At 44.1% G+C, this 22184-nt stretch carries 18 protein-coding genes and 2 tRNA genes; 15 read left to right on the top strand and 5 right to left on the bottom strand.

The window, feature by feature from the left end; translation table 11 throughout:
- Window positions 1–11: 11 nt before the first annotated feature.
- From KG118_RS10185 to KG118_RS10115, 15 genes are all read left to right on the top strand, one after another.
- The gene (locus KG118_RS10185; RefSeq protein WP_117711561.1) at window positions 12–1553 is read left to right on the top strand and encodes a RagB/SusD family nutrient uptake outer membrane protein; all 1542 of its coding nucleotides are present in this window, start codon (window positions 12–14) and stop codon (window positions 1551–1553) included.
- Between the two features lie 36 nt (window positions 1554–1589).
- Entirely contained in the window at window positions 1590–2372 is a 783-nt protein-coding gene (locus KG118_RS10180) for a hypothetical protein (protein WP_117711562.1), read from the top strand.
- Window positions 2373–2394: 22 nt separating this feature from the next.
- A complete protein-coding gene (locus tag KG118_RS10175) occupies window positions 2395–4368 on the top strand; it encodes a rhamnogalacturonan lyase (protein ID WP_369834635.1) in 1974 nt (657 codons plus the stop codon).
- A gap of 203 nt (window positions 4369–4571) precedes the next feature.
- The gene (locus KG118_RS10170; RefSeq protein WP_117711563.1) at window positions 4572–8891 is read left to right on the top strand and encodes a hybrid sensor histidine kinase/response regulator transcription factor; all 4320 of its coding nucleotides are present in this window, start codon (window positions 4572–4574) and stop codon (window positions 8889–8891) included.
- Between the two features lie 133 nt (window positions 8892–9024).
- Window positions 9025–9498 (top strand): arginine repressor, encoded by a 474-nt coding sequence (locus tag KG118_RS10165; protein ID WP_117711564.1) that lies wholly within the window; start codon window positions 9025–9027, stop codon window positions 9496–9498.
- Between the two features lie 34 nt (window positions 9499–9532).
- Window positions 9533–10090 carry a GNAT family N-acetyltransferase gene (locus KG118_RS10160; RefSeq protein ID WP_117711565.1) on the top strand — a complete coding sequence of 186 codons (558 nt, stop codon included), beginning with the start codon at window positions 9533–9535 and terminating at the stop codon, window positions 10088–10090.
- A 92-nt stretch (window positions 10091–10182) separates the two neighbouring features.
- Window positions 10183–11397 (top strand): argininosuccinate synthase, encoded by a 1215-nt coding sequence (locus KG118_RS10155; RefSeq protein WP_117711566.1) that lies wholly within the window; start codon window positions 10183–10185, stop codon window positions 11395–11397.
- A 1-nt stretch (window position 11398) separates the two neighbouring features.
- Entirely contained in the window at window positions 11399–11596 is a 198-nt protein-coding gene (locus KG118_RS10150; protein ID WP_009121883.1) for a PspC domain-containing protein, read from the top strand.
- Window positions 11593–12561, top strand: coding sequence for an N-acetyl-gamma-glutamyl-phosphate reductase (gene argC / locus KG118_RS10145; RefSeq protein ID WP_117711567.1), 969 nt, complete (start codon window positions 11593–11595; stop codon window positions 12559–12561). The genes KG118_RS10150 and argC overlap by 4 nt, the downstream gene beginning before the upstream one ends.
- 20 nt (window positions 12562–12581) lie before the next feature.
- Window positions 12582–12962 (top strand): four helix bundle protein, encoded by a 381-nt coding sequence (locus KG118_RS10140; RefSeq protein WP_117711568.1) that lies wholly within the window; start codon window positions 12582–12584, stop codon window positions 12960–12962.
- A gap of 54 nt (window positions 12963–13016) precedes the next feature.
- Window positions 13017–14138, top strand: coding sequence for an aspartate aminotransferase family protein (locus KG118_RS10135; protein WP_117711569.1), 1122 nt, complete (start codon window positions 13017–13019; stop codon window positions 14136–14138).
- Window positions 14139–14288: 150 nt separating this feature from the next.
- On the top strand, window positions 14289–15062 hold the full coding sequence (gene proC / locus KG118_RS10130; protein WP_117711570.1) for a pyrroline-5-carboxylate reductase: 774 nt from the start codon (window positions 14289–14291) through the stop codon (window positions 15060–15062).
- A gap of 28 nt (window positions 15063–15090) precedes the next feature.
- Window positions 15091–15645, top strand: a complete 555-nt coding sequence (locus tag KG118_RS10125; protein ID WP_022218464.1) for a helix-turn-helix domain-containing protein — start codon at window positions 15091–15093, stop codon at window positions 15643–15645.
- Between the two features lie 15 nt (window positions 15646–15660).
- Entirely contained in the window at window positions 15661–17316 is a 1656-nt protein-coding gene (locus KG118_RS10120) for an AMP-binding protein (RefSeq protein ID WP_117711571.1), read from the top strand.
- Between the two features lie 38 nt (window positions 17317–17354).
- Window positions 17355–18596 (top strand): acyloxyacyl hydrolase, encoded by a 1242-nt coding sequence (locus KG118_RS10115; protein WP_117711572.1) that lies wholly within the window; start codon window positions 17355–17357, stop codon window positions 18594–18596.
- A gap of 658 nt (window positions 18597–19254) precedes the next feature.
- Here the strand turns inward: KG118_RS10115 and KG118_RS10110 are convergent.
- From KG118_RS10110 to pyrE, 5 genes are all read right to left on the bottom strand, one after another.
- Window positions 19255–19338 (bottom strand) — tRNA-Leu (locus tag KG118_RS10110).
- A 14-nt stretch (window positions 19339–19352) separates the two neighbouring features.
- A tRNA-Gly gene (locus tag KG118_RS10105) sits at window positions 19353–19425 on the bottom strand.
- Between the two features lie 175 nt (window positions 19426–19600).
- Window positions 19601–20941, bottom strand: coding sequence for an argininosuccinate lyase (gene argH, locus KG118_RS10100; RefSeq protein WP_117711573.1), 1341 nt, complete (start codon window positions 20939–20941; stop codon window positions 19601–19603).
- Between the two features lie 36 nt (window positions 20942–20977).
- On the bottom strand, window positions 20978–21388 hold the full coding sequence (locus tag KG118_RS10095) for an SRPBCC family protein (RefSeq protein ID WP_118323631.1): 411 nt from the start codon (window positions 21386–21388) through the stop codon (window positions 20978–20980).
- Between the two features lie 94 nt (window positions 21389–21482).
- Window positions 21483–22121: an orotate phosphoribosyltransferase gene (pyrE, locus tag KG118_RS10090; protein WP_213388432.1), complete on the bottom strand. Its 639-nt coding sequence runs from the start codon at window positions 22119–22121 to the stop codon at window positions 21483–21485.
- Between the last annotated feature and the right edge of the window lie 63 nt (window positions 22122–22184).

The raw sequence follows: 22184 nt of genomic DNA, 5'->3' as shown, positions 1-22184 counted from the left end.
CAATGTAGAATATGAAACGACTCAATTATATTATAAGTGGGCTGTTAAGCATCAGTATCAGCCTTTCATCCTGTGATGAATTCTTGAATGTGGAACCTTCGGACGCACGTACCATTCAATATTTCTATACCAACCCTAAAGAAGCGCAACAAGCATTAATGGGCGTATATAATGGTTTACTGCCCATATCCAGTTATTATTTAATGCTGTCTGACGTACGTTCCGATGATGTATGGACCGGCATGCCGGATGATAACGAACAAAATTATATGGCCTTTAATGCTTTCAGGAAACAAATCTCGCAAATTTCCACACTGGAAGCCGCATGGACCGATTATTATGAAATAATAGCCCGCGCAAACGTCTTGCTTGAAAAAATAGAAAGCTTGGCGTTCAATGAAAAGATAGAGGGTTTCAGCGTAAAGGAATCTTTCATCGCTGAAGCGCGTTTCTTACGGGCATTCGCTTACTTTGACCTGATACGTTTCTTCGGACGCGTACCGGCAGTAACTTCCTCACAGACTGTTGATGAAGCAATGAAAACGCCACAATCCGAAGCCAAAGATATTTATGAAAATATCATCATTCCCGATTTGGAATACGCCATAAATCATATGGGCGATATAGCCTATGGTTACAATGGTAATGAATCAGCATCCGGACGTGCTACCAAACCGGCGGCTCAAGCGCTATTAGGACGTGTATATTGGACTATGGCAGGATTCCCGTTATGGGACAACAGTAAAAAAGCACCTGCCATGGAATTGTTGGAAACAGTAATAGATAATGCCAATGCCGGCAATAAATACTGGGCAAAAGACAGCAAAGAATGGAAAAAAATATGGGTTAGTGACAACGACAACAAATATCATATTTTTGAGATACAATATGCCATGCAATCCGGCTATGGAAATCCAATGATATTCAGTTCCCTGCCGAAAGTCTCATCCAGCCTGTCTCATGTCACTATGTCGGGAAATAAAATCAATTCCTCGAAAAGCTTGAGAAACTTATACCGAGAGAACTCCGGTGAAATCCGTTTTCTGCCCACAATCCGGAAAGGGGAATCTTACTTTGAGAAGCTGTTCGAAAATATTACGAAGCGAGACACATTGGGATTCAGCAAGATTGACGACCAGATTGTAGACAGAAATTCATTCCCTATCAATTACCCGTTGATTCGTTTAGAAGATGTTATGTTGATGTATGCAGACTTAACCGGACCTACTGACAAAGGAGTGGAAATGGTAAACAAAATACGCACACGTGCCGGACTAAAGGAACTCTCCGCTTCCCAGAAAACCGCAGAAGCTTTTAATAATTGCGTACTGGATGAGCGGCGTCGTGAATTGGCAGGTGAAGGCATACGTTGGCACGATATTGTACGTTCAGGAAATTTCACAGAATATATTAAGGCTGCATACATCTTGGAAGGAAACGAAGGGATAAGCGCTGCCGGAAACATACAAGAAGGTATGTACGTTTATCCTATACCCGACAAACAGTTATTGGTAAACGACGGCTTGTACACACAAAACGAAGCATACAAATAATCAATAAAGCATATTCATATTAAAAAATCAAACATCATGAAAAAAGTAGTATTATCACTGGCTTTAGCCTTTACAGCTATTTTGGGGAATGCCCAAGTCGTAAAAAATGATTTATTGAACGGGTATACAGAAGGGAATGCCCTGGAAAAAGGAGTATATACCGAACGAGGGAAGAAAGCTCCTCTACAAAAAGATACTTGGTGTGCCGCGGCTACTACATCCCCTGTCGAAGGAGCTACAAGCCCGCTTATCGGCACTCCGCTCAAGTATGAAGGATATAAGGAAAAGGGAGTGTCTATTGTGTTTGGCGGAATTCCTGAGGATGCAGGCGGTGAGCGCACCACAGTTTATTCAATGGAGAAAGGAAGAACTTATTCATCAGGAATCTATTATCTTGCCTATCTTGTAAATCTTCCACAGGCACTTCCCAATAAAAAGCAATTTGAGTTGCCAACACTCAGCTCCAGCTATAATTTTACCGGAGGCTTCGGACAAGTATTCGCATCCAATTCGGGACGCAAGTTGAAATTCACTTTGGGACAAGGCAAAGAGAATAAAAAATCTGTAGAGATGCTTTATGACTTCGGCAAGACTCACCTTGTCATATTTAAAATGGACTATGCTAACAACCAACTGTCACTGTTTATCGACCCGAAACTGACTAAAGAAGAACCGGCTCCCTCAGTCACCATAGAAGGAAATCCGGAGAAATTCAAAGCTTCCATAAAAGCAATTCAGTTGAAAAACCGGAATGGATTGACAGGTAATGTAGGAAACTTCCGCTTTACAGATAGCTGGACAGGTATCGTCAGTGAATAAGTATGCTAACATATTAAAATAGATGATGAAAACAATCTATAGAAAAAGCTGTCTATGCAGCATATTGCTTTTCACTGCTGTATCATGCTCTGAAGCAGCTCCTTTTCTCCTCTCCCCTGTAGCTGGAGAGGAAAAAGATACTTCCGAGAAAACGGAAACCACTGTCGTCAGTGACAGACGTGCCATGACCGCAAGTTATAACACCAAATTCCAAAGTGACAAAGTAAAGGAGATAGAGCGTAAAGGCGTATTAGTAAGCTGGCGTTTTTTGGATACGGATCCGGACGACATAGCTTTCGACATCTATCGCAGTACAGACGGAGGAAACTTTGAGAAACTGAATAATAACCCTATCGCCAACAGTAGCAATTATAAAGATTTGACTGCCGACGTTACTGTCAATAATGAATATAAAGTCTGTAAGACCGGGAGTACAGAAACATTATGTTCCTATATTTTCACATCGGCTATGGCACAAAACTTTTATCGCACTATCAAGCTGAATTCTAATGTGCCCGATCCCTCACTTGTATATCAAGCCAATGATGCCGCCGTGGGAGATTTGGATGGAGACGGAGAATATGAAATCGTATTAAAACGCTCGGTAGTCAACCATGACAATACGGCAAAAACAGTTGATCCCGGAAGTTGTTTGTTGGAAGCCTATAAATTGAACGGAGCTTTTCTTTGGCGGATAGACCTCGGGATCAACATCCGTCAAGGACCGCACTATACTCCATTCATCGTTTACGACTTAAATGGTGACGGACGGGCGGAGGTGGCTGTACGTACCTCAGAAGGAACAACTTTCGGCGATGGAACCACAATCGGCGACACCAACGGTGACAAGCGTATTGATTACCGAAACAAAACAAATGGCCGCATACTGGAAGGGCCGGAATTCCTGTCCGTTATAGACGGAAGTACCGGAACCGAACTTGCACGTACCAATTACATTCCCCGCGGTGAAGAAGACACCTGGATGTCCTATTGGGGAGATAACTGGGGAAACCGTATAGACCGTTTCCTCATGGCAGTGGGGCACTTCGGTTCAATGGATGGGCAGGCAAGTATCGTGATAAGTCGAGGATATTATCAAAACTGGCAGATGACCGCCTACGATTTATCCGGTAATGAGCTGAAAAAACGTTGGCATTTCAATACTTATCCCGATAATCAGCAATACAAAGGAGAAGGTAACCATAATTTAGCAGTAGGAGATGTAGATAATGACGGCAAAGACGAAATTATTTTCGGATCTTGCTGTATAGACCACAACGGAACCGGTTTGTACACAACCGGCCTTGGGCACGGTGACGCTCTTCATTTAGGTAAGTTTGACCCTACACGTGAAGGATTACAAGTCGTAGCCTGCAAGGAAGAGTGCAAACGAAACGGAAATATCGGTTTGGAATTCCGCGATGCCGGTACCGGCCAACTCATTTGGAGCCTGCAAGGTTCCGGTGGAGATGTAGGGCGCTGCATGGTAGCCGACATTGATCCGGATTCTCCCGGATGCGAGGTATGGGCATCTTATCCCAAAAACCAGATATTCTCCTGTAAAGGAGAGTTGCTCAACCGTTCACAACCTTCGGGCAAAGGTGGCGGACAAAGCTATAACATGGGAATCTGGTGGAGTGGCTCATTAAATCGTCAAGTCTTAGATGGAGTACTGATAAACGGCCGTGCCGGCGAACTGGAGACACGTCTCTTCACCGGAAGCAACTTTGGCGTGAAATCAATCAACAGTTCCAAAGCTAATCCCTGTTTTTATGGTGACATTTGGGGAGACTGGCGGGAAGAAATCATTTATGCAAGTAGTGACAACACTGAATTACGTATTTTTACCACAGACTTTGAAACAGAGCATCGTTTTCGCCCATTGATGAATGATCACATATATAAAATAAGTGCAACTTTGCAAAACATCGGCTATAACCAGCCTACTCATACCGGATTTTATTTAGGTTCGGACTTACAGAAGAAAACAAAATAGGACAATTATATTATAAATTGGTTAGAAGTTTCTCAACAGGCAGTAGTTTCAAAGGACAAAAGAATCTGGATAACAAATGTCCGAGAAAAAGAGAGAATCACTTTCGGTTCTCTCTTTTCTTTTCAAATACCTGACAAAGGCCTTTTATTATTCAATCAATCTCAGTATATTTGTTCAATATTGGAAAAATCCCATATTCTATCATGAGACACAAACTCTTTTTATTCTTAATTCTATTATTACCTTATACAACCCATGTATACAGTGGAATAAAGTTATACTCCGAACACATGAAAACCAGTGACGGGCTCCCCAGTAACACAATCCGCTATTTACATCAGGATTGTAAAGGCTTCTTATGGATAGGTACTTTAAACGGGTTAAGTCGGTATGACGGAAATTCATTCATCACTTTCCAGCCTCAAGACGAAATTAAACCGGCATTGAGCGATAACCGTATCTATAATATCACCGAAGATAAACACGGCTTTTTATGGATTGGCACCGCATCACGTATATATAGCTGTTACGATCTTCAAAAAGCCAGCTTTGTACATTACACGGAAAAAGATAAAAGAGGAGAGAATTATTCCAAACTCTACCTCGCTTCTAATGGAGATATATGGCTGTGGCATCCCACCAATGGATGTTTGAGAGTTACGCATCACTCCGACAGAAGTTTAGTTTCTACTGTATACAAAACGGAAGAAGGCAATATGCCTGACAATCAAATCAATTTTATAGAAGAAGATACTTCTGGGAGAATATGGATCGGTACCAGACGCGGTCTAGCCGTTATCATAAATGGAGAAACAGAAATTATAGATAGAGCACTTAATTGGGCTTCCGTTTTCTCACATAAGAATACGGTCTACCTTCTTACACAAGACGGTACTATTTACAAGCATAAAGAGCCTGATAACAGGCTGATTAAAATTGCGTCATTACCTGATAAACAAGAAAAGAGAACATCCTTCGACAATTTCTTTTTATTGGGTAAACAGATTATCCTTACCTCAACAGGAGTTTACAATTACGATTTTGAAGCGCAGCAAGTCACGGCTGACCAAGAACTACATTTGAAAAATGGCAAAATAATCCGTGACAATCATAAAAACTATTGGATATATAACCATACCGGATTTGTATGGTATATACAATCGGAAAGCGGTAATATTAAAGAATTCCAACTCATTCCAAAAGAGCAAATAAATCATATCGACTTTGAACGTTACCATATTGTACACGATTCAAGAGGCATTATTTGGATTTCGACATATGGAAATGGACTTTTCACATACAACACAAATGATGATACACTGCAACATTTTACAGCAGATACAGCGAGTACTAGCTGCATCGATACGGATTTTTTATTATATGTGACAGAAGACCGTAACGGTGTAATCTGGGTTGGTTCCGAATTTCTAGGTATAACCCGTATAACTGTACAGAATGAAAGTCCCGAGCGTATTTACCCTGAAAACAACCAATTGCTAGACCGCTCCAATAGTATCCGTATGATCGCTCAGATGCCTGATGGAAATATAGGAATAGGGACACGCAAGGGAGGGGTCTATATGTATAATCCCTCATTGGAGAAAATGGTGCAGAAAACAGACTTCAGTTCCAATATATATGCCATCGCATCGGACTCCAAAGAGCAAATATGGTTAGGAACACGAGGAGATGGAATTAAAATAGATTCCCAATGGTATCGCCACAGTGACTCCGAACCTTATAGTCTGTCCAATAATAATGTATTTACTTTTCATAAGGACAGAGACAATCGTATGTGGATAGGGACATTTGGCGGCGGATTAGACCTTGCCTTACCGGATTCTAACAATCGATATAAATTTAAGCATTTCTTTCAATACATACACGGAGTAAGTGAAATCCGAACATTGCTTGAAGATGAAAATGGAATGTTCTGGATGGGTACCAGCAATGGTATTTGCCTGTTTCATCCAGATTCCCTGATTAGCAATCCTAACAACTACCATTTATTCAGCCACACCAACGGCAAATTCTGCAGTAACAGTATCATCTATCTTTTTCAAGATAGTAAAAAACGAATTTGGGCAGGTACATCAGGGATGGGAATAGTATTATGTTCTCCCGAAAACAATTATGCCAACCTGAGATATGAATGTTTCGATACCGAAGACGGACTCGTAAACAATACCGTTCAATCAATACTTGAGGACGACAAAGGGCATCTATGGATTGCTACAGAATACGGATTATCGCAATTCAATGTTGAAAGCCATTCCTTTAACAATTACCTGTTCGCCTCGCAGACGTTAGGTAATGCATATAGTGAAAACTGTGCATATAAAAAAGAAGACGGAAAACTAATATTCGGTACCAACTATGGCCTTGTCATTATTGATCCACTAAAAATGCAAGGTAGTATTCCATCCGCACCGGTAGCTTTCACTGATCTGTACATAAATGGAATACAGGTACTTCCCAATGGAAAAGACTCCCCACTCATACAATCATTATCTTACTCCGAAGAAATCCGGCTCAAACATTTCCAAAACTCGTTCCAAATCTATTTCTCAACATTCGACTATTCAAGCAACGGACATCACCAATATATGTACCAGCTTGAAAATTATGATAAGGAATGGAGTACTCCCTCTTCCCTTAATTTCGCCTCTTACAAATACCTCAAACCGGGCAATTACATACTCCACGTAAAAGTACGGAATGAAACCGGTACTTGGGATGAACGGGAAACAACATTAAGAATAATTATTCGCCCACCCTTTTGGAAAACGGATTGGGCTTTCTCCTGTTATGCATTACTCGCATTGACTTTGCTTTATCTCAGTTACAGAGTCATGCGCAACATCAATACTCTGCGCAACCGTATCAATGTAGAAAAACAACTGACAGAGTACAAATTAGTATTTTTCACCAATATATCCCACGAATTCCGTACCCCCCTCACTTTAATACAGGGAGCGATGGAAAAAATGCAACATATCAGTCATTTACCCCAGGAAGCGGTACGTCCGTTACAAACAATGAACAAAAATACCAACCGAATGCTGAGACTAATCAATCAGTTACTGGAATTCAGAAAAATGCAAAATAATAAGTTAGGGCTTTCATTGGAAGAAACCGATGTGATGGCTTTTCTCTATGAAATCTTTCTCAGTTTTAGAGATGTGGCAGAACAAAAAAAGATTGACTTTCAGTTTAAGCCTTCAATCCCCTCTTACAAAATGTTCATAGATAAAGGTAATATAGATAAGGTAACCTATAATTTATTGTCCAATGCATTTAAGTACACACCCTCGGGCGGTCGTATTATATTATTCGCCACAATAGATAATACACAAAAAAAACTGCAAATCCAAGTATCGGATACGGGGGTAGGTATACCAAAAGAAAAACGAGGAGAACTATTCAAACGTTTCATGCAAAGTAACTTCTCACGCAACAGCATAGGAGTAGGACTTCACTTGTCTCAGGAATTAGTTCTTGTGCACAAAGGAAAAATTGAATATTCAGAAAATGAAGGCGGTGGCTCGATTTTTACAATATATCTGCCCACTGATAAAGCCGTTTATGAAGAAAAAGATTTTTTAATAACAGGAAATACCCTTTTAAAAGAGGAAGAAGACAGTCTTGTTTTTCATCCTCTCGACATATCTCCATCCGAACAGGATGAGATTCAACAGAATGCTTTAATCACAGAGGATAAACGCAAAATTTTAGTTATAGAAGACGATAATGATATCCGCAGTTTCCTGCAAGAAGAACTTTCTCCTTTTTTTGAGGTAGAAACAGAAGCAGACGGTAAATCCGGATTTAAGAAAGCATGTACCTATGATGCCGACCTGATAGTCTGTGATGTACTCATGCCGGGTATGACCGGATTTGAATTAACAAAAAAACTAAAATCGGATTTCACTACCAGCCATATACCTATTATTTTGCTGACAGCCTTAAGTTCATCCGAAAAGCATTTGGAAGGAATTGAAGCCGGAGCAGATGCTTATATAGCGAAACCTTTCAGCATAAAATTACTGTTGGCACGTATCTTCAAATTGATAGAACAGCGAGATAAACTACGTAGAAAATACTCCAATGAACCCGGTATCATATATCCGGAAACTTGCACAACAGACCGCGACAAAGAGTTTGTCGACCGTTTGAATCTTGTACTCGAGCAGAATCTCTCCCGTCCGGAACTCAGCATTGACGAGTTTGCCGCACTGATGCGATTAGGACGTACTGTTTTTTATAAAAAACTACGTGGGTTGACCGGTTGTTCTCCTAATGAATATTTACGGATGGTACGCATGAAAAAAGCCGCTGAATTATTACTTTCACCAGATAATCCCACTGTGGCGGAAGTAGCTTATCAAGTGGGCATCAGTGATCCTTTTTACTTCAGTAAATGTTTTAAAGCGCAATTTGGAGTAGCCCCCTCTCACTACCAAAAAGGTACAGCCAAAGATTCTTCAGTAGTGGAAGAAGGACCTTCTAATGAGAAACCCTGATAAATGGAAAGCGACACTTTATGCATTCCTGCATACCTATTTGTATAAAAAGCATAAAAAAACATTCTTTCCGTATATTCTTTCCAAAATATTCCCTATTTTTGCGCCGTTCTAAGAATAATTATACAGAAACATGAAAAAGAAAGCCAATCGGTTAGATGCCATCAAGATGATTATCTCAAGCAAAGACATCAGTTCTCAGGAAGAATTGTTGCAGGCTTTGGGAAAAGAGGGCTTTGAACTGACGCAAGCCACCTTGTCACGCGACTTAAAACAACTGAAAGTAGCCAAAGCCGCCAATATGAACGGGAAATATGTATATGTACTGCCTAACAACATCATGTACAAACGCAGCAACGACCAAAGCGCCAGCGAGATGCTGATGACCAGCGGGTTCGTTTCACTCCATTTCTCCAAGAATATTGCCGTCATCCGCACGCGTCCGGGCTATGCCAGCAGTATGGCCTACGACATCGACAACCGCGAATGCCCCGCCGTACTGGGCACTATTGCGGGAGACGATACGATTATGCTGGTTCTGCACGAGGCTGCATCCCATGAGGAAGTACGTGTTTTTCTGTCACAAATCATTCCTAACATGAAGTAAGGTAGTATAACTATAATATAACGAAATAAAAGAAATGGATTCGAAACAAATTGATGTGATGGTAGCTGATGCCTCACATGAAGTTTACGTGGATAAGATTTTGGATACCATCCGAGAAGCTGCCAAGGTACGCGGAACGGGCATCGCAGAACGCACACATGAATACGTAGCGACTAAAATGAAAGAAGGAAAAGCTATCATAGCTTTGTGCGGAGATGAATTTGCCGGTTTCACTTACATCGAGAGTTGGGGAAACAAGCAATATGTGGCTACATCGGGACTTATCGTACATCCCGACTACCGCGGCTTGGGGCTGGCAAAACGCATTAAGACGGCTTCTTTCCGCCTGGCACGCCTGCGATGGCCCAAAGCCAAGATTTTCAGTCTGACCAGCGGAGCGGCCGTCATGAAGATGAATACCGAACTGGGTTATGTACCGGTTACGTTCAATGAACTGACAGACGACGAGTCTTTTTGGAAAGGTTGCGAAGGCTGCATCAACCACGATATATTAGTAGCCAAAAACCGGAAGTTCTGCATTTGCACGGCGATGCTCTACGACCCGAAATTACACGAAGAAGATAAAATATAAATAAATGAAGAATTAAGAATGAAGAATTACTATGCAGCATAAAGCGCAACCAAATTCTTCATTCTTAATTCTTCACTCTTAATTTAAAACTTATGGAAGCAAAGAAGAAAAAAGTAGTGGTCGCATTCAGCGGCGGTCTGGACACTTCATTCACAGTTATGTATCTGGCCAAAGAGAGAGGATACGAAGTATATGCGGCTTGCGCCAACACCGGTGGTTTCAGCCCCGAGCAATTGAAGACTAACGAAGAGAATGCCTACAAACTGGGTGCTGTAAAATATATCACTTTGGACGTAACGCAGGAATATTACGAAAAGAGTTTGAAATACATGGTATTCGGCAACGTATTGCGTAACGGCACTTATCCCATATCCGTAAGTTCCGAACGTATCTTCCAGGCATTGGCCATTGCACGCTATGCCAACGAAATAGGTGCAGATGCCATTGCACATGGGTCTACCGGTGCAGGCAACGACCAAATACGCTTCGACATGACTTTCCTTGTAATGGCTCCGGGCGTGGAAATCATCACCCTGACACGCGACATGGCATTGAGCCGCCAGGAAGAGATAGACTATCTGAACAAACACGGTTTTGCAGCCGACTTCGCCAAACTGAAATATTCCTATAACGTAGGCTTGTGGGGTACTTCCATCTGCGGCGGTGAAATTCTGGACTCCGCACAGGGACTTCCTGAAAGCGCTTACCTGAAACATTGCACCAAAGAAGGCAGCGAGCAGTTGCGCCTGACCTTTGAGAAAGGTGAACTTAAAGCAATCAACGATGAAAAGTTTGACGACCCCATCAAAGCCATTCAGAAGGTAGAGGAAATCGGTGCGGCTTACGGCATCGGCCGTGATATGCACGTGGGCGATACGATTATCGGCATCAAAGGTCGTGTAGGTTTTGAAGCTGCCGCTCCCATGCTTATTATCGGTGCGCACAAGTTCCTTGAAAAATACACATTGAGCAAATGGCAGCAATACTGGAAAGACCAGGTAGCCAACTGGTACGGCATGTTCCTGCACGAAAGCCAATATCTGGAACCGGTAATGCGCGATATTGAAGCCATGCTGGAGTCTTCTCAGCGCAACGTAAACGGCACTGCCATTCTCGAACTCCGTCCGCTCAGCTTCTTTACCGTAGGTGTGGAGAGTGAAGACGACCTCGTAAAGAACAAATTCGGCGAATACGGCGAAATGCAGAAAGGCTGGACTGCGGAAGATGCCAAAGGCTTCATCAAAGTAACCTCTACCGCACTGCGCGCCTATTACTCAAACCACAAAGACGAAAAAGAAAACATCTGATATGGAAAAGAAACTGACACGTTCCGTCAACGACAAAATGCTTGGCGGTGTATGTAGCGGCCTCGCCAAATACTTCGGTCTGGACCCTACGCTGGTACGCTTGGGATATGCCTTTCTCTCGATATTCACTGCCGGGTTTCCCGGAATCGTGCTCTACATCTTGGCCTGTATCATCATACCTAAAGACACTGCAATATGATTAAAGTAGGAATCATCGGCGGAGCCGGATACACGGCAGGCGAACTGATACGCCTGTTGCTGAACCATCCCGAAGCGGAAATCGTATTCATCAACAGCTCAAGTAATGCCGGCAACAAAATTACCGACGTACACGAAGGACTGTACGGAGAAACGGATTTAGTATTCACCGACGAGCTTCCGTTGGACGAGATTGATGTGCTCTTCTTCTGCACGGCACATGGCGACACCAAGAAATTCATGGAAAGCCATAACCTGCCGGAGGACTTGAAGATAATCGACCTCTCCATGGACTATCGCATCAAAAGCGATGACCATGACTTTATTTACGGACTGCCCGAATTGAACCGCCGCGCCACCTGCACGGCAAAGCATGTTGCCAACCCCGGATGCTTCGCAACCTGCATCCAGCTGGGATTGCTTCCGCTTGCCAAGCATCTGATGCTGAACGATGATATTATGGTGAATGCCATCACCGGCAGTACTGGTGCGGGCGTCAAGCCGGGAGCGACAAGCCACTTCAGCTGGCGCAACAACAACATGAGTGTGTACAAAGCTTTCGAGCACCAGCACGTGCCCGAAATCAAGCAATCGCTCAAACAGCTTCAGAACAGCTTTGATTCGGATATTGATTTCATCCCCTACCGCGGCGATTTTCCCCGCGGCATCTTTACCACTATCGTGATAAAGACCAAAGTGGCGCTGGAAGAGATTGTCCGTATGTACGAAGAGTATTACGCCAAAGACTCCTTCACGCATATCGTCGAGAAGAACATAGATTTGAAGCAAGTTGTCAACACCAACAAATGCCTTATCCATTTGGAAAAGCATGGTGACAAGCTTCTTATCATCTCCTGCATAGACAACTTGCTGAAAGGGGCCAGCGGCCAAGCCGTACACAACATGAACCTGATGTTCAATTTGGAAGAAACGGTCGGACTCAAGCTGAAACCCAGCGCTTTTTAATGAAGAACGAAAAATGAAGAATGAAGAATTCACGTAACAGAACAGACTCACTGCTACATTCCAAAAGCTATATATTTGCATTAAGGATAATACGCATGACAAAATTCTTGCGAGAGAATAAACAAGAATTCATTTTGAGTAAGCAAATTCTTCGTTCAGGCACGGCAATAGGAGCGTTAGTTCGAGAGTCCGAGTTTCCCCAAAGCCGCCCCGATTTCATTAACAAGTTAAGTGTTGCACTGAAAGAAGCCAACGAAACGGATTATTGGCTGAATCTGCTAAAAGACTCAGATTACATCGCCAATAATTCGTTCGACAGTATAGATAGCGATTGCGGAGAACTGATAGCTTTGCTCATCTCCTCAATCAAAACAGTTAAAAATAACATGAATGCAGGATAGAAGGATTGTACTCTCCCCCAATTCTTCATTCCTCATTCTTAATTCTTCATTGAAATGAAACTATTCGATGTATATCCTCTTTTTGACATTAATGTTGTCAAAGGAAAGGGCTGCCATGTATGGGACGACAAAGGTACGGAATACCTCGACCTCTACGGCGGTCATGCAGTAATCTCTATCGGACATGCACATCCGCACTACGTAGAGACTATCAGCAAACAAGTAGCCACACTCGGATTCTATTCCAACTCCGTTATCAACAAACTGCAACAACAACTGGCAGAACGGTTGGGAAAGGCCTGCGGATACGACGATTACTCCCTGTTCCTTATCAACAGCGGAGCCGAAGCCAACGAGAATGCGTTGAAACTCGCTTCGTTCTATAACGGACGGACGCGCGTGGTATCTTTCTCAAAAGCTTTTCACGGACGGACTTCATTGGCAGTAGAAGTAACCAACAACCCCAAAATCATCGCTCCTATCAACGACTGCGGACACGTGACCTATCTCCCGCTGAATGATATAGAGGCAATGAAAGCCGAACTGGCAAAAGGCGATGTATGCGCTGTAATCATCGAAGGCATTCAGGGAGTGGGCGGCATACAGCTACCGACCGATGAGTTTATGCAAGCCCTGCGCGAAACCTGTACCAAACACAACACCATATTGGTTCTGGATGAAATTCAGAGCGGTTACGGACGTAGCGGCAAGTTCTTTGCCCACCAGCACAACGGCATCAAAGCCGACATCATCACCGTAGCCAAAGGTATAGGAAACGGCTTCCCGATGGCAGGCGTACTTATCAGTCCGATGTTCACCCCTGTCTACGGACAGCTTGGAACGACTTTCGGCGGTAACCACCTGGCTTGTAGCGCAGCGCTTGCCGTACTGGATGTCATCGAGCAGGAAGAACTCGTAGCCAATGCCGCCAAAACAGGCGCATACCTGTTGGAAGAACTGAAGAAATTCCCGCAAATCAAAGAAGTGCGCGGACGCGGGTTGATGATTGGTCTTGAATTTGAAGAACCTATCAAAGAACTGCGCCTGAAGCTACTGAAAGAGCAGCACGTGTTTACGGGGGTGAGCGGCACGAACGTACTCCGCCTATTGCCGCCTCTGTGCCTCAGTATGGACGAAGCGAACCTCTTCTTGGAACGTTTTAAAAAAGTACTTTGATAAGTAAATGTTGAGAATTAATTTACTTATTTGAAGAATAATCAGCCGACAAAAGAGACGACCGAAAGAAGAATACCTTCCTGTTTCGGTCGTTTTTTATAGAAAATCTATACCTTTGCCAGGAGACAACAATTTAAATTACAAGATAGTATGAAAACAGCAATTATCGGTGCAGGAAATATGGGCGGGTCTATCGCCCGCGGTTTGGCTAAAGGAACTATCATCCCGGCCAATGATATCATTGTTTCTAATCCTACGCAAAGTAAATTGGATGTACTGAAGGCAGAGTTCCCGGCGTTGCAAACCACACGCGACAATCAGGAAGCCGTGACCGGAGCCGAGCTTATCATACTCGCCGTTAAACCGTGGCTGATAAAGCCCGTAGTGAGCGAACTCAAGCTGAAAAGCAAGCAGATACTTATCTCCGTGGCAGCCGGCATACCTTTTGAGGAATTGGCACACTATGTGGCAGATAAGGAAATGACTATGTTCCGCCTCATCCCCAACACCGCTATCAGCGAAATGGAAAGTATGACGCTTATCTCGAGCCGGAATGCAAGCAAAGAACAGGAGCAACTGCTGCTCGACATCTTCAATCAGATGGGACTTGCCATGCTGATTCCCGAGGAGAAAATAGCCGCTGCCACCGCCATGACTTCCTGCGGCATTGCTTATGTATTGAAATATATCCAAGCAGCCATGCAAGCCGGAATAGAGATGGGCATTTACCCCAAAGACGGAATGCGTATGATAGCTCAATCGGTAAAAGGCGCTGCCGAATTGATACTGAACAACGACACGCATCCCGGTGTGGAGATTGACAAAGTATGCACTCCCGGCGGAATTACAATCAAGGGCATCAATGAACTGGAACATCAGGGGTTCTCTTCCGCCATTATCAACGCCATAAAAGCAAGCAAATAATAAAACTAATCCACTTAATAAGAACCACATGGACGAACAGATTAAACAAATCGCCGAGCGCCTGCGCGGATTGCGCGACGTATTGGAATTGACTACCGAAGACATCGCCCGCGATTGCGATATCTCGGCAGAAGAATACCGGCTTGCAGAAACAGGAGAATTTGACATCTCCGTAAGTATGCTGCAAAAGATAGCCCGCCGCTACGGTATTGCACTGGACGCATTGATGTTCGGCGAAGAACCGAAAATGAGCAGCTACTTCCTTACCCGTGCAGGGAAAGGAACCAGTATTGAGCGTACCAAAGCCTATAAATACCAATCACTGGCCGCCGGCTTCATGAACCGCAACGCCGACCCGTTCATCGTTACCGTAGAGCCCAAACCGGAGAACGAACCGATACACTACAACAGCCACTCGGGACAGGAATTCAATCTCGTTCTGGAAGGCCGCATGATGCTGAGCATCGACGGTAAAGATTTAATTTTAAACGAAGGAGACAGTTTATATTTCAACTCCAAACTGCCGCACGGCATGAAAGCACTGGACGGAAAGAAAGTACGTTTCCTTGCCGTAATCATGTAACAACATAAACGAAGAATGAAGGAAAGATTTTTATCGCAAACGTCCTTTACATCTCAAGAGGACTTTATCAAGAATTTAAAGATTAACGTACCGGAGAATTTCAACTTCGGCTATGATGTAGTGGATGCCTGGGCTGCCGAACAACCCGACAAGCCCGCATTGCTCTGGACCAACGACAAGGACGAACAAATCCAGTTCTCATTTGCCGACATGAAACGCTATACGGATATGACTGCTTCCTATTTCCGGAGTCTCGGCATAGGGCACGGGGATATGGTAATGCTGATTCTGAAACGCCGTTATGAATTCTGGTTCAGCATCATCGCACTGCACAAGCTGGGCGCTGTCGTTATTCCCGCCACACATTTGCTCACCAAGAAAGATATTGTATACCGCTGCAATGCCGCAGACATCAAAATGATTGTCTGTGCAGGCGAAAGCGTCATTACCGACCACATCACCGCCGCCATGCCGGACTCTCCGAGTGTGAAGAGACTGGTGAGCGTAGGCCCGGAGATAGCCGAAGGATTTGAAGACTTCCACAAAGGCATAGCCGATGCCGCTCCTTTCGTAAGACCGGAACACGCCAACAGCAACGACGACATCTCTTTGATGTACTTCACCAGCGGAACAACCGGCGAACCGAAAATGGTTGCCCACGATTTCACTTATCCTTTGGGACATATCGTCACCGGATGCTTCTGGCATAATCTGCACGAAAACAGCCTGCATCTCACCATTGCCGATACCGGTTGGGGAAAAGCCGTATGGGGCAAGCTATACGGACAATGGATAGCCGGAGCCAACATCTTTGTATACGACCACGAGAAATTCACTCCCGCCGATATTCTGACAAAGATACAGGACTACCACGTCACCTCGCTTTGTGCGCCGCCTACCATCTTCCGGTTCCTGATTCACGAAGACCTGACGAAGTACGACCTCTCTTCATTGCAGTATTGCACCATTGCCGGCGAAGCGTTGAACCCCGCCGTATTCGATACATTCAAGAAATTGACAGGCATCAAACTGATGGAGGGCTTCGGACAGACCGAGACCACCCTTACCGTAGCCACCATGCCGTGGATGCAGCCCAAACCGGGCAGCATGGGATTGCCGAACCCGCAATACGATGTAGACCTGATAGACTATGACGGCCGTTCGGTAGAAGCCGGCGAACAAGGACAGATTGTAATCCGTACCGACAAAGGCAAACCGCTCGGTCTGTTCAAAGAGTACTATCGCGACGCCAACCGCACCCACGAAGCATGGCACGACAACATCTACTATACCGGAGACGTTGCTTGGAAAGATGAGGACGGTTACCTCTGGTTTGTAGGACGTGCCGACGACGTTATCAAGAGTAGCGGTTACCGCATCGGCCCGTTCGAGGTGGAAAGCGCCCTGATGACGCATCCCGCAGTGATAGAATGTGCCATTACCGGAGTTCCCGATGAAATCCGGGGGCAAGTGGTGAAAGCTACCATTGTACTGTCTAAGGATTATAAGAACCGCGCCGGCGAAGAACTGATTAAGGAACTGCAGAACCACGTAAAGAAAGTGACTGCCCCTTACAAATACCCGCGCGTCATAGAGTTTGTAGACGAACTTCCCAAAACCATCAGCGGTAAGATACGCCGTGTGGAAATCCGGAAGAACGATGCGAAATAACCGCTTCGAAATAAGAAAAGGCATAACAGCATGACATCATGAGTAATGAAAAACGGACTGGAAGAGGCATACTTCTCTTAATGATTATCCTCTTCCTGTCCGACAATATATCTGCGCAAGACAATTATATCCACCGCCTCGGCATCGAAGGCCGACCGGGATATATATTTCCCACCAGTTCTTTCCTGCGGGGAGAAAACGATATGCGCAAAAGATTGAGTTCCGCCTACTCCGCCCATCTGAAATACTCATTCCAACTACAGCCGGGCACTGCTGCCGATCTTATATATGGAAGTTCTTACCAAGGGATAGGACTCGGTTATTTTGATTTCGGCAACCACAGAGAAACAGGAACACCGGTTGCCCTCTACGCATTTCAGGGAGCACGTATCGCCAGGTTCACTCCCCGCCTGTCGCTCAACTACGAATGGGGATTCGGGGCATCTTTCGGTTGGAAACCTTACGATTATTACAACAATCCCAATAATACCGTCATAGGAAGTAAAATCAATGCATATATCAGCGCCGGAATTCATCTGAACTGGATACTCTCTCCACAGTTCGACCTTAATATCGGTACAACGGCAGTACATTTCTCCAACGGTAACACCCGGTATCCCAATACGGGACTGAACACAATAGATTTTAAAATCGGAGTGGTGTATAATTTCAACCGGAACATAAACGAAGTGCTGCAACCGTCACAACAGATTCCTGTCCCGATATTTCACAAACACGTCAGCTACGACCTTACCTTATTCGGTTCATGGCGGCGGAAAGCCGTCGATGTTTCGGGCGGACAGATTCCTGCACCCGGCAAGTATGCCGTAGCGGGATTCAGTTTTGCCCCTATGTACAATCTTGGCTATAAATTCCGTGCAGGAGTATCTTTAGACGGTGTGTACGATGCCGGCGCCAATATTTATGCCAAAGATTACATTACTCCGCTCGACGGTGGCAATGAGGAAGAAGCATTCGGTACTCCGCCACTGCGCAAACAGCTCTCTTTAGGTGTTTCCGCACGTGGAGAATGGGTGATGCCCTATTTTACCGTCGGCATAGGTTTTGGAGCCAATGTTCTGCATGGCGGGGGCGATTTGCAATCTTTCTACCAGATATTGGCGCTCAAAATAGATATGCCACATGACACTTTTCTACATATCGGCTACAATCTCAAAGATTTCCATGAACCCAACTATCTGATGTTGGGCATAGGTTATCGGTTTAATAATAAACGCCCCCGCTTCCACCCTCTGCATATCCCTGCCCATGAGAGATAGAGGGTGGAACCCACTTTCCATATACTTTTCAAAACAGTATATTATAGCGTTTCAAATGACGCACGTTGTCTCCCCAAATGACGCATCTCAGTACCCGAAACCACGCATCTCAGTAAGGCAAACCACAGGCATTTGAGGAGGTAACGTACGTCATTTGGGGAGATGATGTGAGGCATCACCCCCTTCCACCCGCTATTCCCCATGAATAGGGACTTGTGGAGGGTGGAAGGGGGATAAGAGAAGAGATTCTTCGTCGCAAGCTCCTCTGAATGACAGGACGGATAATGTGTATTGATAAAACAGATAATGTATTTCAATGAAACAGATAATCTGTTTTAATGAAACAGACCATACGTTTTAATGAAACAAATAATCTGTTTTCCTACGATGATGAATCCGTTTGATATACTTGAAAAAAAAAATTGACGCGCTTGATAATTCTGTTTGATGTGCTTGATAAACAGTTTATTCCGGCTTGTAACCCTCGTAATAATATGATTGGGTGATTGTAAACAGCCTCACTTCGCCCTACTCTCCCAATATCCGACTTTAACTCTCGCCGTGTATTCAGCAAAAAAAAAGTTTCAGAAATGTTTCAGCAATAAAAAGAAAATCGCCCGCAAACATTGATTTGCAGGCGATTAAAGGATTACTCCTGTACTCGAAGCGGGACTTGAACCCGCACAGCCGCAATGGCCAAAGGATTTTAAGTCCTTCGTGTCTACCATTCCACCATTCGAGCATCCTTTCAAAGAGAGCGGAAAACGAGACTCGAACTCGCGACCCTAACCTTGGCAAGGTTATGCTCTACCAACTGAGCTATTTCCGCAGGTTTCCGGAGAACGGGTGCAAAGATAAACAGTTTCCCCGTTACAGCCAAACTTTTTACCGGAAAAAAGTTAACTAAGTAGCGCATACGATGTTAACTGAACTGTTATTAATCAGTTAACATCCTAAACAGAGGAAGTTAACATCGTACACCGCAGGAAGTTAATTTACTATGATTACCGACCGAGCAATGCTTTTTCAGCCTGCTCCATTGTTTCAAAATTAAAGCCATCCACGACTTTCTGCATCAAAGCGGAAATTTCATCATTACACAAATTACCAATACTGCCTTCGTGCGTATGGTGCACCTCCTTGCTATGGGAGAAATTGCCGGCTTCAATATCCAAGCCTACTTTCTTGTACGCATCACGGAAAGGCATACCTTCACGTGCCAAACGGTTTACCTCTTCTACACTAAAGATGAGCAGGTATTTATCATCGTCAAGAATATGTTCATTCACCTTAATTTCATTCATAATATAAGTTGTCATCCGCAAGCAGTCTTTCAACTCTTGGAAAGCAGGCAAGAAGACTTCCTTTATAATCTGCAAATCGCGGAAATAACCGGAAGGCAGGTTATTGGCTATCATCATTATCTGTTGAGGCAATGATTGCAGTTTATTGCATTTGGCGCGTGTCAGTTCAAACACGTCCGGGTTCTTCTTATGCGGCATGATACTCGAACCGGTAGTACAATCATCCGGCAACTTCACAAATCCGAAGTTCTGGCTATTGAACATACAGGCATCAAATGCAAGTTTGGAAATTGTCCCCGCAATGCTTGCCAAAGCAAAAGCTACATTACGCTCCATCTTGCCGCGACCCATCTGGGCATATACCACATTATAATTCAGCGAATCAAAACCCAGCAATCGGGTAGTCATAGTACGGTTCAACGGAAAAGATGAGCCATACCCGGCTGCAGACCCCAACGGGTTACGGTTGCACATCTTGAAAGCTGCCTGCAAGAACAGCATATCATCCACCAGACTCTCGGCATATGCACCAAACCACAGTCCGAAAGACGATGGCATCGCTATCTGCAAGTGGGTATATCCCGGCATCAATACATTTTTATAACGCTCGCTCTGCATAACAAGCACATGGAAAAGCTGTTCCACCGCTTCGGCTATTTCCTTTATCTCCGTACGAGTAAAAAGTTTCAAGTCCAATAATACCTGGTCATTACGTGAACGTCCGCTATGAATTTTCTTTCCTACATCTCCCAGTTTGCGAGTCAACATCAGTTCTACCTGGGAGTGTACATCTTCTACGCCCTCTTCTATCACAAACTCCCCTTTCTCGGCCGCCTCATAGATATTCTTCAGTTCTGCAAGCAGCAGAGACAGTTCTTCTCTTGTCAGCAGGCCGATGCTTTCCAGCATCGTGATATGTGCCATGGAACCCAACACATCATGCTTTGCCAGATAAAGATCCATCTCACGGTCGCGTCCTACCGTAAAACGTTCTATATCCTTATTCACCTGAACGGATTTTTCCCAAAGTTTCTGAGCCATAATAAAATAGTGATTAGTAATTAATGAGATACACCATTAATAATTAATGATTGCCAAAGTCTCCGCCATTTTCTCCAACCCCTCCTGCAAGGGTTTCTGCACCATCGTTTTCATAAACGGATTTAACTCCATTCCGATTGTGAGTTTCATTTTACATTCCGTTTCCGTAACAGGTACAATCTGTATCCACAGATTGAACGGCAGAGGTGAGGTTGTTGTTGCAAACTTGATACACTTACAAGGTTCTTTCTCCACAATCTGCAATACGATTTTCCCAACCGGCGGTACTTCTATCGACAGTGTTTCCGCATCAAAACTCAAATTCTTCACCTTGTCCTGCGGCAAACGATCCTTTACCTTATCTAAATTGCTAAGGTCTGAAAGTTTCTCATAAACAGCATTTTGCGAAGCAGGTATCACCTTCACCGCACTCTCAAATTTAGTCATAATCCAATGGTCTTTAAAAGACAAAAAGAACTATCCGGACAGTATCTATCCGAATGGCTCTTTCGTCATAATCTATCATTATATAAAATAATTCTTATTTTCCGGCTTCCCAATGCGCAGGGTCTTTACGCCACTCATTCAATGTAGCCACATCTTCCTCCTCAATGTAGCCGGTGCGAAGGGCAACTTCCATAACAGCTTCATAATTAGTCAATGTCACCAAAGGAACTTTAGCCTCTTTGAATGCCTTTTCTGCAATGGGGAATCCATAAGTGTAAGCGGCAACCATACCGATTACTTCGCATCCGTCACGACGGATAGCTTCAACGACTTTCAAGCTGCTTCCACCGGTAGAGATCAAGTCTTCCACCACTACCACTTTCATGCCCGGACGAAGTTCACCTTCTATCAAGTTCTCCAAACCGTGGTCTTTCGGAGTAGAGCGTACATATACAAACGGCAGATTCAATGCATCAGCCACCAATGCTCCCTGAGGAATAGCTCCCGTAGCAACACCGGCTATCGCATCAACCTGACCGAAACGTTCCAGAATCAGACGCGTAATTTCCAGCTTTACGAAATTACGGAGAGAAGGATATGAAAGAGTCTTACGGTTATCACAGTAAAACGGAGATTTCCATCCTGATGCCCAAGTAAACGGGTTAGCGGGTTGTAGTTTAATCGCTTTAATCTTCAGCAACTTCTCTGCAAACAATCTTTCTAAAGTTTTCATAGCTAAACTAACTATTATGATAAATATGCTGCAAAAATACAGAAAGCTAACGAGAATAAAAAA

The organism is Bacteroides propionicigenes, from assembly GCF_018390535.1.
GTDB lineage: Bacteria > Bacteroidota > Bacteroidia > Bacteroidales > Bacteroidaceae > Bacteroides > Bacteroides propionicigenes.
The sequence above is the reverse complement of the archived record's forward strand: the minus strand, read 5'-3'. Positions and strand labels throughout refer to the sequence as shown.